The sequence below is a fragment of the Ruminococcus bovis genome (genome assembly GCF_005601135.1).
GTDB classification, from domain to species: domain Bacteria; phylum Bacillota; class Clostridia; order Oscillospirales; family Acutalibacteraceae; genus Ruminococcoides; species Ruminococcoides bovis.
This window is the reverse complement of the sequence record NZ_CP039381.1, coordinates 67276-80392: the sequence shown is the minus strand read 5'-3', so window position 1 is coordinate 80392 and position 13117 is coordinate 67276. Positions and strand designations below refer to the sequence as shown.

12 protein-coding genes are annotated in these 13117 nt (G+C 32.5%); 6 read left to right on the top strand and 6 right to left on the bottom strand.

Going from position 1 to position 13117, the window contains the following annotated elements; all coding sequences use genetic code 11:
- Position 1: 1 nt before the first annotated feature.
- From pfkB to E5Z56_RS00355, 6 genes are all read right to left on the bottom strand, one after another.
- On the bottom strand, positions 2-904 hold the full coding sequence (gene pfkB / locus E5Z56_RS00380; protein ID WP_138156019.1) for a 1-phosphofructokinase: 903 nt from the start codon (positions 902-904) through the stop codon (positions 2-4).
- Positions 901-1659, bottom strand: coding sequence for a DeoR/GlpR family DNA-binding transcription regulator (locus E5Z56_RS00375; protein WP_138156018.1), 759 nt, complete (start codon positions 1657-1659; stop codon positions 901-903). The genes pfkB and E5Z56_RS00375 overlap by 4 nt, the downstream gene beginning before the upstream one ends.
- A gap of 274 nt (positions 1660-1933) precedes the next feature.
- Entirely contained in the window at positions 1934-2437 is a 504-nt protein-coding gene (locus E5Z56_RS00370) for a phosphatase PAP2 family protein (RefSeq protein WP_138156017.1), read from the bottom strand.
- On the bottom strand, positions 2434-3330 hold the full coding sequence (locus E5Z56_RS00365; RefSeq protein ID WP_138156016.1) for a diacylglycerol/lipid kinase family protein: 897 nt from the start codon (positions 3328-3330) through the stop codon (positions 2434-2436). Before E5Z56_RS00365 ends, E5Z56_RS00370 begins: the two co-directional genes overlap by 4 nt.
- Before the next feature lie 159 nt (positions 3331-3489).
- Entirely contained in the window at positions 3490-5328 is a 1839-nt protein-coding gene (asnB, locus tag E5Z56_RS00360; RefSeq protein WP_138156015.1) for an asparagine synthase (glutamine-hydrolyzing), read from the bottom strand.
- Positions 5329-5569: 241 nt separating this feature from the next.
- Positions 5570-6391, bottom strand: coding sequence for a hypothetical protein (locus E5Z56_RS00355; RefSeq protein ID WP_175405317.1), 822 nt, complete (start codon positions 6389-6391; stop codon positions 5570-5572).
- A gap of 70 nt (positions 6392-6461) precedes the next feature.
- Between E5Z56_RS00355 and E5Z56_RS00350 the strand changes: the two genes are divergently transcribed.
- The 6 genes from E5Z56_RS00350 to recG all read left to right on the top strand — a co-directional run bounded on the left by E5Z56_RS00350 (position 6462) and on the right by recG (position 13078).
- Complete coding sequence (locus tag E5Z56_RS00350; protein WP_175405316.1) at positions 6462-6713, top strand: YabP/YqfC family sporulation protein; 252 nt, start codon at positions 6462-6464, stop codon at positions 6711-6713.
- A gap of 8 nt (positions 6714-6721) precedes the next feature.
- Positions 6722-7915: a sporulation protein YqfD gene (locus E5Z56_RS00345; RefSeq protein WP_138156012.1), complete on the top strand. Its 1194-nt coding sequence runs from the start codon at positions 6722-6724 to the stop codon at positions 7913-7915.
- A 97-nt stretch (positions 7916-8012) separates the two neighbouring features.
- On the top strand, positions 8013-8789 hold the full coding sequence (locus E5Z56_RS00340; protein WP_138156011.1) for a TIGR00282 family metallophosphoesterase: 777 nt from the start codon (positions 8013-8015) through the stop codon (positions 8787-8789).
- Positions 8790-8882: 93 nt separating this feature from the next.
- On the top strand, positions 8883-9146 hold the full coding sequence (locus E5Z56_RS00335; RefSeq protein ID WP_138156010.1) for a stage V sporulation protein S: 264 nt from the start codon (positions 8883-8885) through the stop codon (positions 9144-9146).
- Positions 9147-9312: 166 nt separating this feature from the next.
- On the top strand, positions 9313-10953 hold the full coding sequence (locus E5Z56_RS00330) for a DAK2 domain-containing protein (RefSeq protein ID WP_138156009.1): 1641 nt from the start codon (positions 9313-9315) through the stop codon (positions 10951-10953).
- Positions 10954-11020: 67 nt separating this feature from the next.
- Positions 11021-13078: an ATP-dependent DNA helicase RecG gene (gene recG / locus E5Z56_RS00325; protein WP_138156008.1), complete on the top strand. Its 2058-nt coding sequence runs from the start codon at positions 11021-11023 to the stop codon at positions 13076-13078.
- Positions 13079-13117: the final 39 nt, after the last annotated feature.

The window sequence follows — 13117 nt, the reverse complement described above, 5'->3', positions numbered from 1 at the left end:
TTTAGATTTTATTGAGTAAATCTATTACTTCCTGTTTTGTAGCCAGACTTTCTGAAAAGGCTGAAGCACTACCTGCTGCAGTACCCATTCTTAAAGCATATTTGTAGTCACCTTTTTCAAGGTATCCGGCACAGAATCCGGCAACCATTGAGTCACCAGCACCAACAGAGTTCTTGACCTTACCTTTTGGTGTACCAATCTTGTGTGCTACATCATTTTCATCAACAAGAATTGCACCGTCACCAGCCATAGAGATAAGTACATTTTTTGCACCTTGTTTCTTTAACTCTCTGGCATAGTAGATAATTTCATTGTCTGTTGTAAGTTCAAGTCCAAAGATTTCACCAAGTTCGTGATTGTTTGGCTTGATTAGAAATGGTTCATACTTTAGTGACTTAACAAGTAAATCACGAGTAGCATCAACAACAAATCTTATGCCCTTGCCGTATAATCTTTCCATAATTCTCTCATACATATCATTTGGGAGAGAGGTTGGAATTGAACCGGCAAGTACAAGTGTGTCGCCTGACTGGAGATTATCAAGCTTTTTAAATAGTTCATCAATTGCAGAGTTTGGAATTTCCGGTCCTCTGGCATTAATATCGGTTTCTTCAACACCTTTAATGTTTACATTGATTCTTGTGTTACCCTCTTCAAGGTTGATGAAGTCGGTTTTAACACCCATTCTTTCAAGTCCTGATCTTAGTGCATCACCTGTAAATCCGGCAACAAAACCAAGAGCAACATTTGGAACTTCTAGGTTTGTTAGAACTCTGGAAACATTAACACCTTTACCACCAAGGTTCATATATTCTCTTGTAGTACGGTTAATTTCTCCAATGTTAAAACTAACTAACTCAACAACATAGTCAATTGCAGGGTTAAAGGTAACTGTGTAAATCATCCATCTACCTCCTTAATTACAGCTAAGTCTTTGTAGCTATTATCTGTAAGTTTGTCTGTAATGATGCAAGAATTTGACATCTCTCCAAAAGAAACAGAAAACACTCTGTTAAATTTACTGTGGTCTGCAAGAATATAAGTAACATAGCTTTTTTCGTGAGCTTTGTTTTTTATCATTGCTTCATCAATGTCAGGAGTGGTAAAACCGTTTGCCTTAGAAATTCCGTTAGTACCAAGGAAACATTTTGAGAAGTTATATCGGTTAAGTTCTTCAATAGCAGTAACACCAATGATAGCTTCTGTAATCAGCTTTAACTCTCCACCGATAACAAATGCTCTAAGTCCTTTTCTAACTAAACTTTTTGCATGAACAATACCGTTAGTAACAAATGTTGCTTTGATATTTTCAGGTAAGTATTTAATTAGCTTTTCTGTTGTAGTACCGGCATCAATGTAAACAAAATCATCATCTTTTATAAGTGACGCTGCGTACTTTGCTATGTTTTCTTTTTCTTGAGAATGAAGATGTGACTTTGTAACAAAGTCATCCTCTGTGTTTACAAATCCATCGTCAGATTTTTTTAATGTAGCACCACCATGAACCTTTTCAAGTTTACCTTGTTCATTAAGTGTGTTTAAATCTCGTCTGACTGTTGATTCAGAAGTACCTAAAACTTCTGATAATTCTTGAACTGTAACAGCTCCTTTTTCTTCTAGTAAATTTAGAATTGTGTTAAATCTTTCTTGTGTCAACATTCAATCACCTTCTATGGTTTAAATTATACATAAAAATATTAGCTTGTCAATAGAAATTATGCATTTTCTTGATATTTTTTTCATTTTCTATCAAATTACTTCAAATATACGCATTATTTCAATCAAAAAGCGTCATATTTTTGATTTTTTATAGAATTTTTTAGTCTTGTTTATGTAAATTTGCACAAAAGTATTATGCACAATTTACAGTTAATAATAAAGAAAGGCGATGAAAAATTCATCGCCCTTAGTTTAATTTTTCTAATTTCATAAATCAGAATATAAAGAAAAACAATATTCCAATAATAGAACTAATCAATATACCTGCAACAACATCACTAATGTAATGTACACCACAAAGTGGTCTTAATGATGCCATTACTAAAGATATACTTAGTGAGATAATTCCAAGTATCGGATTAATGTATAGAAAAGCATATGAAAGTATAAAAGCACTTGCTGCATGACGAGAAGGAAAACTTTTTCCTTTAGTGTCTTTTGGAAACACAGGAGTGTAGTTATATTTTTCATATGGTCTTGTTCTGTTAATTAGTAATCTCATTATTGTTACACCGATAAATGTAACTAGAGGAATTACTATAACCTTAACAATCCTTATATCTTTAGTAAATAAAAGGTAGCATAATAGAATAGGGTAGCCTAGAAAAATTGAAAACGGTACAAACTTGTAAATGAATTTTACTATGTTGTACAGAGCTTTATTGTTTTTTATTGTGTCAATACATTTTATAAATTGTTCTCTTTTAATTTTAATCACCCTTTATTTGGTCGTAAAAATTCAATAGCCCTTTCGTGATTATGAATTTCCACATTATCGGTTTTGCCACCAAATTCACCGTCAAGTGTCCAGTTAAGTGGTTCTTCGCTAATAATTCTAAAGTTGCTACTTCTAAAATATTCAAAGTGTTTACTGTTTAGCTTGCCACTTAATGTGTCGTTAAGTGTTTCTTGAAGTTCAATAGGGTTCTTAGGTTTCTTTACAAAGATAGCTTCAAACTTACCGTCATCAAGAGAAACATCATCTCTGTCGATTTTAAGTAATCCACCTACAGAAAAAGTATTGCAAATCATACCGAAAATATAATTACCTTCTACAGTTTTATTTTCTGTAACTATTTTTACATTAGCACTTTTAATTTTTGTAAGACTTTTAATACCCTCAAGAATATAAGCAGTTTTGCCTAGCATATTTTTAACACTTTGTGATGTTGAGTAAGCAACTTCTGTAAATGCACCAAAACCTGCAATATAGTTAAAGTATCTGTCACCAAATTCACCAATATCATAAGGGAAGATACTACTATCCAAAATTTGGTCAACACATTTGTTAATGTTTTTAGAAATGCCAAGTGAAGTTGCAAAGTCGTTTACTGTACCAGCAGGAATATAACCACAAGGTTTTCTTCTTTCTTTTTCCACTTTCATATATCCTGTAGTAACTTCATTAAGTGTACCGTCACCACCTGAACAAATGATAGTATCGAAATTATCCATATTTTTAACTACAAATTTAGTAGCATCACCTTTTGCTTTAGTAGGCATAACCGTTACTACACCCATAGTTGATAGATTTTCTACAATATAAGAAAGCTTTGACCTTATTGCACCTTTACCTGATACAGGGTTATAAATGAATAATATCTTTTTCATGATTACTATTATCTCCTTACCGTAAACGGTATTATAACATATCAAAGTTGATATTTCAACGAATAGTGATTAATTGTGATTGATTTGTAACCAATATGAAAATCAAAAGTGCAAAATAAATCATAAAAAAGCAGAGTTACAAAAACTCTGCTTTCATCTCTATATATCTATTTCAACATTGTATGTTTTAAACCATTCATCAAGTTCAATAATATAAGCCATAATCTGTGGTGCTCTCATTAATTGACCGTACCAAGGTGTTTCTATCTTATCAGGGTTATCCATAATATCCTTTATGCCATCTCTGTTAAGTAAAGTGGATAATGCACTATTTTTATCTTGTAAAATTTCTTGAACCTTTTTACTGACAATTTCCATATAAACAGGGTTGTGAGTTTTAGGATAAGGACTTTTCTTTCTCCAACATATTTCATTAGGTAATGTGTCTTCAAATGCTTTTCTTACAATACCTTTTTCTCTGCCATCATAGGCTTTCATTTCCCAAGGCATATTGTAAGCATATTCAACAATTCTATAATCACAGAAAGGAACTCTGACTTCAAGACCTGAGTACATACTCATTCTGTCTTTTCTGTCAAGTAGGCATTGCATAAAGAAGTAAAAGTTCAGCATAAACATTTCTCTCATTCTGGCAGATACCTTTGTGTCACTTCTTAGCTTATCGGTTTTTCTACAAGTTTGATAGTATCTTTCGTGTACATATTCTTCACCATCTTTTAATAAACCGGACTTTAGAATTTTTCTTCTGATAGTTTGGTCCTTTGACCAAGGGAAACATTGTTCAAATAAAATATTTTTATTGTGATACCATGGGTACCCACCAAAAAGTTCATCGGCACATTCACCTGAAAGTGCAACTGTATATTCTTGTTTTATCTTTTTACAGAACAGCAGTAGGGAAGAATCAATATCAGCCATCCCGGGTAAATCTCTTGCAACAGTAGCATCATAAAGTGCATCTGCAAGTTGAGGATGATTTAGGATAACTTCGTTATGAACACTATGAGTATCCTTAACCATCATTTTAATATAGTCAGCATCTCTGTTAGGTTGAAATAAACTTTTCTTAAAGTATTTATCATTTTCTTCATACTCAACAGAGAATGTGTGTATTCTGCCTCTGTTCTTTTCTCTGTAGTACATTGATGCAACCTTTGAAATTATTGAACTGTCAAGTCCACCTGATAAGAAGAAACATACCGGCATATCGGAAATTAACTGTCTTTTAATTGAGTCAGTAAGTAGGTATCTTGTTTTCTCAATAGTAGTTTGTAAATCATCAGTATGTTCTTTTGCTTTCAGTTTAAAGTAAAATTCCTTGTGTAGCTTTCCATTTTTGTATAGAGCCATTTCACCGGGACATAGTTCATTAATATCCTTAAATACACCAACTCCCGGTGTTCTTGCAGGTCCCATAAAGAAAATTTCCATTAATCCTTGTTCATCAACAACAGGTTTTACCATACCGGTTGCAAGTATTGCTTTTATTTCCGAAGCAAAAATCAAACCACCTTTGTATTGATGATAGAACAAAGGCTTTACACCGATTCTATCTCTACAAATGAAAAGTTCCTTGCTTTTCATTTCATAAATACCAAAGGCAAAAATACCGTTTAGCCTTTCAACACATTTCTTTCCCCATTGAATGTAGGACTTTAGTACAACCTCTGTGTCACTTCTTCCTCTAAACTTAAAACCTTTTGCAATAAGTTTAGTTCTAACTTCTTCAGTATTATATAACTCACCATTATATACAATAGTATATTTTTTGTCTTTGTGTTGTACTGTCATAGGTTGAGTTCCGTTTTCTCTGTCAATAACTACAAGTCGCCTATGTATAAGGGCAATGTCATTTGTAATGTAAGCACCATTCTCATCAGGACCTCTAGGTATTAATGATTGTGATACTTTGCCGATAACCTCCTTCTTTTCACTAAAGTCAATGTTTTTGTCAAACCATCCTGCTATTCCGCACATAAATTAACCTCCTGATTATTTTTATGATTTATTGACACTAAGAATATTAATGAAAGAAATATAAGGGCAAAACTTCCCCAAATAGTAGAAGAAACCGTTACAGTAGTTCCTTTGTTTATACTTTCAAAGGTTTCTGCCGAAATAGGAAAAACTTTTAAGAGAATAAACATTACTACATAAGAAATTAAACCTTGTAAAACTCTCATTAAAAAGAAAAACACTTTGTTAATATGAATATCTTTTATAATTCCAAAATCTGAAAGTGAACACATATTCCACCAAACCCAATGAAAAATGCAACACCTTCTATTGATAAAATATGATTGCAATTAATAACACCACTTGTGATTTCTAAAACAATAGAAATCAGTTCGGTATGTATAGGTAAAAGTTTAAGTAAATTGTTTGAAACAATAAAAATTATTACGAAACCACACATTGAAAGTGATGACTTAATACTGCTTTCTGTAGCATTTACAATGCTTTCCCCAAGGCTATAATCACTGCTTTTCTCTATACTATTGTATATATAGGGCTTTTTAGACCGTTTATTCAGTATTTTGCAGTTTAAAAATGTAATTAAGAGAACACTTAGATAATTTGCAAATAACAGATAAATGCCAAGTGTTTTGTTGCAAAACAAATTTTCTCCAACAAATGTAACTAAAAATCCCGGACCTGCACCTACTAAGCAATAACTTAAAATTTTAGCCTCACTTTCAGTAATTTTGTTTTCAGAGTATAAAGTAGCAATAGCTTTTCCACCAACAGGAAAACCACCTACTAAACATAAAAGAATAGCTATAAGTCCATTTTTAGATACACCGAAAATTTTACTGACAAAACCTAAATGCTTCGCAATAGGCTGAAAGCAATTTGTGTATATAACAAATGAACTGAGAAAGAAAAATGGAAATAAAGAAGGCAAAAGTACATTACAACATACATCAATACCTTCAATAACACTTTCCTTGTATGTATTAGTAAATATTAGGAGAATGATTATTGCACCTAAAGAAAACAGGAATATTAAGTTTTTCTTAAAATTAATAAAAGTCTTCACTTTTAATATATATGCAATTAGTCATAAATATAACTTTACTTTCGTAAAAATAAGTGAAAGAGGTGACTTGATGAAGAAAGATTTTGAAAGATTTTTCCCAACAGATTTAACTTCAAACATACCATTAATAGAAATGACAGGTAATAGAGAAATTACAATTGAAGGTTGTACAGGTGTTTTAAAATATGAAAGTGAAAATATTAAGGTAAATACAAAGTCAATGGTTATATCGGTTGCCGGTAGAAGTCTGAAACTAAAATATCTTTCTTCTTCAGCTTTAGTAATAGAGGGTACTGTGCTAAAAATAGAATTTATATTGTAGGTGAGTAAATGCTGGTAAAGTTAATTCGTTATGTTCGTGGCTATGTTACTTGTATTGCCAGAGGAAAGTTTACAGAAAGATTAATTAATATTCTAAACCGTCAAGGTTATACATATTGGAACATTGTTCCTTGTAAAGACGGTATTTCTTTTTCTGTTAATGTCAGAGAGTATAAAAGACTAAGAAAATCTTTATATAAAACTGGTATAAAAACAAGGATAAAGAAGAAAGTAGGTTTACCATTTATAATTAAGAAGTATAAAGCAAGAAAAGGTATTTTCATCGGTGCAATAATATTTCTTTTAATAACCTTTACTTTAAGTAAATTTATTTGGGTAACAACAGTTAACGGTAACAACAATGTACCAACTACTAAAATCTTAAATGTTCTAAATGATGTTGGAATTCATAACGGTGTATATAAAGAAAATCTGAATTTAAAGGATATTGAAAGAAAGGTGGTAAAGAAATTACCTGAATTAAGGTGGATTTCAATTAATCTAACAGGCTGTAAAGCTGAAGTAGAAGTGAAAGAAAAATATAAAGAACCAAATAAAGTTTTAAAAAATAATCAACCATCAAATTTAAAATGTAGGAGAGATGCAGTAGTAGTAAAGTCAAGTGTTCTAAAAGGTACACCAATGGTTAAAGTAGGTTCAGCAGTAGTAAAGGGACAAATGCTGGTTAGTGGTGTAGTTGTAAATGGTGAAAGTGAAGAAAATACAGAAACCACAACTACACTTGTACATTCAGTAGGTGAAATTATTGGTAGAACTCATTATGAAAGAACATACAAGATAAAAAAGAAAAGTGAATTCCTTTGTGAAACTAATGAAATGATGAAGAGAAAAAGATGTAATTTACTTTGGTTTTCATTTCCCATAGACTTTAACCATATAAAATATGATACCTATAAATCCACTAAAAAAACTTATTACGGTTATACAAATGATATTGTTCTGCCTTTTTCGCTAACAGAAGAATATATTTATAAATTAGAAAAGAAGAATATTTCTCTGAAAGAATATAAAAAGCAACTGAACAAACTTGCAAAGTTAGAAGAAAAATTTTATTTCCACAATAAAAATATTGAAAAATGTAAATACACCTATCGACAAGATAAAGATTATTACTATATAGATTGTGATTATCAAGTTACAGAGAATTTATGTGTACAGTCACCAATAATTGTGGAAAATTAAAATACTACTTTTTTATGCAAATGAAGTGTGATATAATATCCTTATAAATTTAAGGTTGAAAATAATTCACCTATATAAATATAGAAAGTGTGTATATATGAGAATTTTATGTATTGGCGATGTTGTGGGAAAAAACGGTTGTGAGTTTCTAAGGAAGAAACTTCCTTCTTTAAAGAAAATTAAGTCAATAGATTTAACTATTTGTAATGGCGAAAATGCAAGTGACGGTAACGGTATTACACCTACTTCTGCTGATCATATTTTTACCAGTGGTGCAGATATTATCACTTTAGGTAACCATACATTTAGAAGAAAAGAATTTTATTCTTATCTTGATGAAAAGCCATATATTATAAGACCGGCGAATTTTCCAAACAGTACTACTCCGGGAGTAGGCTATTGTAAATACGATATGGGCAGAGTTACTGTTGGTGTAGTTAATGTTATGGGCAATTCATTTATGGATAATATTCTTGATTGTCCTTTTAGAACAATGGATAAAGTTCTTGAAGAATTAGATGATTGCAAAATTAAGATTGTAGATTTTCATGCTGAGGCAACAGGTGAAAAGAGAGCTATGGGCTATTACCTAGACGGTAAGGTTACAGCAGTATTTGGTACACATACTCATGTACAAACTGCTGATGAAGAAATTTTACCAAACGGCACAGGTTATATAACTGATGTAGGTATGACAGGTCCTATTAATTCTGTGCTTGGTGTTAAACCTGAAATTATTATCAGTAAGCTGAGAAATAAGTTACCTGAAAGATTTGATTATGCAGACGGTGACTGTAAGATGGATTGTGTTATCTTTGATATTGATGACAAAACAGCAGTAACAAAAGATATTGAGAGAATTGAATTAAGATAATTTATACCAAAATATGTAATAAAACTCTTGAAATTGCCACACTAATAAGTTATAATATAACTAAACATTTTATTTGTTGGAGGAAAAAGAATTATGGAAACACTAAAAGTATCTTCAAAATCAGTAACAAATTCTGTTGCAGGTGCAATAGCCGGAGTTATTCGTGATGAGGGCCAGGTAGAAATTCAGGCAGTAGGTGCCGGTGCTACTAACCAAGCAGTAAAGTCAATTGCAGTTGCAAGGTCATATCTAAATGAAGAATGTGACATTGTATGTGTACCATCATTTACAAATGTAGAAATCAATGGTGAAGAACGCACAGCAATGAGTTTTTTAGTAGAAAAAGCGACAAAATAATAACAAAGTGTTGAATAACTATGAAATAACAAAACAAATGGAAATTTTTTCTATTTAAAAAGCTGAAATTTTATACAATTATTTTAAGGGCTTGTCTTGTACAAGTCCTTTTTTTGTGTTATAATGGTTAAGAATTTAATTATCGTTAAGGATAGGATGTGATGAGATGATTACCGGTAACGTATTTAGAGATGCCATCATTTCAGGTGCAAATAATATATGTGCTCAAAAACAAGCACTAAATGACTTAAATATTTTCCCTGTACCGGACGGTGATACAGGTACAAATATGTCAATGACAATTTCTGCAGCAGCTAAGGAACTTAAGAAGATAGAAGATGCTCCTATTTCAGAAGTAGCATCCAAGACTGCTTCCTTTATGCTTCGTAACGCCAGAGGTAACTCAGGTGTTATCCTTTCAATTATCTTTAGAGGTTTTGCAAAAGGTCTTAAGGATAAGGAAAAGGCTAATGGTGAAGATTTAGTTGATGCTTTAGGTATTGGTGTTGATGAGGCTTATAAGGCTGTTACTAAACCGGCAGAAGGTACAATCCTTACTGTTGCTAGAATGGCTTATGAAGCAGGTATGAACATTATTACTGAAACAGGCAATGCTACAATTGTTTGGACAGAAGTAGTCAGAGCAGCAGAAGAAGCTCTTGAACTTACACCGAAGTTCTTACCTGTACTTAAAAAAGCAGGTGTTGTTGATGCCGGTGGTAAAGGTTTGTTAGTTATCTTCCGGGGTATGCTTTCTGTTATTGCTGATGATGAGATTATCCCATTTGAAGAAGAAACAGAAGCTACAACAGATAGCTTTGAAAGTGCAGCAGCTCAGTTTGATGAAGTAATTAACTTTACTTATTGTACAGAGTTTATTGTTGGCAGAGATACTGAGTGTTTAGCAGACCCACAAGACCTAAAGGAATATTTAATGTCTATCGGTGACTGTGTTGTAGTTGTTGATGATGAAGAAATCATTAAGGTTCATGTTCATACAGATAACCCTGGTATGGCACTACAAAAAGGTCTAAAGTACGGTCAGTTACTAACTGTTAAAGTTGAAAATATGAAAGAACAACACAAGAATGCCGGTGCTACAGAAGAAAAAGCACCTAAGCTACAAAAGGCTGAACCAACAGAAGAAATCGGTTTTGTTTCAGTTGCAGCCGGTGAAGGTCTTTCAGAATTATTTACAGATATGGGTTGTAACCACATTGTTTCAGGTGGTCAGAGTATGAACCCATCAACTGATGATATTTATGATGCAATTATGGCAACACCTGCAAAGGTAGTTGTTGTACTTCCAAATAACAAGAATATTATTATGGCTGCTCAGCAGGCTGTTGATATGGTAGATGACAGAGAAGTTTATGTAATTCAGTCAAAGACAATTTCTCAAGGTTTAACTGCTCTTATCAACTATGATGAAGATTCTACAGTTGAAGAAAACCTAGAAGTTATGTCTGAGTCAGTTAAGAATGTTGTAACAGGACAGATTACATTTGCTGCCAGAGATAGCGAATTTGGTGGAAAGAAGATTAAAGAAGGAGAGATTATCGGTCTTAAAGACGGCAAACTTTGTGTTTGCGAAAAGTCTTCTCAGAAAGCTCTTCTAAAACTAGCAAAAGAAGTTATCAAAAAGGGTGCATCATTTGTTACTCTAATTTACGGTGAAGATATTACAGAAGAAGAAGCTAACGAGGCTTATGAAGCATTGCTTGAAAAGTACGGTAGCAACATTGATATTTCACTAATCAAGGGTGACCAGCCGGTATATTACTACATTATGGGTGTAGAATATTAATTTAGAAGTTTTAAAAGGGCAGGATTTTTCCTGCCTTTTTTGTTTATAAGATTTTATGAGGTATAATATGGCAAGTCTATTTAAAAAGAAAATTGAATGCCTTAAAGGAATAGGAGAGAAGAGAGCAGAACTTTTTCACAATCTTTCTGTATATTCTGTTGGTGACTTAATTAGATATTATCCTCGTAACTATGAGGATTGGAGCAGTCCTACTCCTATCAAAGAGGCTGAAATCGGTATTAATGTGTGTATTAGGGCAACTGTAGGAACTGCTTTCAAAGTTGGTTTTGCTCGTGGTAGTGGCAAGATGATTTGTAAGGCAATGGCTTATGACGATAGTGGTGCAGTAACTTTGCTTTACTTTAATAATAAATATATTAGCCAAATGATAAAGCAAAATGAAGAATATTTCTTTTTTGGAAAAATAACTCAGGCTAAATCAGGTTTGCAAATGATTGCACCTACTTTTGCAAAGGTCAGTGACGGTACTTCAATTCACCCTATTTATCCTTTAACTGCCGGACTTAATAATAGAATTGTCACAGATGCAGTAAAGAATGCCTTAGACCTATTACCGGAAAAGGTAAACGACCCATTACCTCAGTGGATAAGGGATAAATACAACTTGCAAAGCCTTGACTATGCAATTAGGAAAATTCATTTTCCTCTTGATAGTGATGAACTTTACACTTCAAGAAGAAGATTGGTTTTTGAAGAACTTTTAGTTTTAATATTAGGACTGAAATTTCTAAAAAGTAATACTAAAGAAGAAAACGGTATTGTTCTCCAGAAGAATTATACAGATGAATTTTTAAGTATGTTGCCATTTAATCTAACAAATGCACAGAAAAGAACTATTGATGATTGCCTAAATGATATGATGAACAAACGCTCACCAATGAACAGACTTGTTCAAGGTGATGTTGGTTCAGGTAAAACTGCAGTTGCCTCAGCAGTAGCATATAGTGTTATTAAGAATGGCTACCAAGTAGCTTTTATGGTACCGACAGAAATTTTAGCTCAACAGCATTATGAAAGTATTTCAAAATTACTGGAAAATACCGATATAAAAGTAGATTTGCTAACAGGTTCATTAACTCCTAAAAATAAAAAATTAGCAAGAGAAAAACTTGCCTCAGGAGAAACTAACCTTGTTATAGGTACTCATGCATTGTTAACAAAAGATACCGAATTTAAGTCATTAGCACTTGCAATAACTGATGAACAACATAGATTCGGTGTAGGTCAAAGGTCAACCTTGCTTTCAAAGGGCAACCACCCACATTTGTTAGTAATGAGTGCAACACCTATTCCGAGAACTTTAGGACTTATTATTTACGGTGACCTTGATATTTCTATAATTGATGAATTACCACCTGGAAGACAGGTGATTGATACTTTACTGATTGACGGTAAAAAGAGAGCAAGAGCATTGGGTTTTATTAAGAAAAATGTTGAAGAAGGTCATCAATGCTATATTGTTTGTCCTTTGGTAGATGAAAGTGAAAACCAAATGCTTAACCTACATTCAGCAGAAATGTATGCAGAAACTTTGAGAAATCATACTGACTTTCAAAATATAAATGTAGGTCTTATTCATGGTAAAATGAAACCTGCAGATAAAGAAAAGGTAATGAATGACTTTAAGGATAACAAAATTCAAGTCCTAGTTTCCACAACAGTAATTGAAGTTGGTGTTGATGTGCCAAATGCAAATATTATTATGATAGAAAATGCTGAAAGGTTTGGTCTTTCTCAACTTCATCAGTTAAGAGGTAGAGTAGGTAGAGGTAGTGAAAAAAGTTATTGTATCCTAGTTTCCGACAACACTACTCATGATACTATCAAAAGACTTGAAACTATGAAACGCACTTCAAATGGTTTTGAAATTGCTGATGAGGACTTGAAACTTAGAGGACCGGGTGACTTTTTTGGTGAGAAACAACATGGTTTACCTGAAATGAAAATTGCCGATTTAGGCAATATGGAAGATTTAAATGAGGCACAAATGTGTGCTGAAGAAATTCTGAAAAAGTCAAGTGACCTAAGTGAAGATGAATACAAAGGCATCAAGGCTGAAATTAACCAACTCTTTGGCAGAGTAGGTGGAGAAAGTTTAAATTAATATATTTCCATAAAAGAAAAAACTGCTTGATTTGTTCAA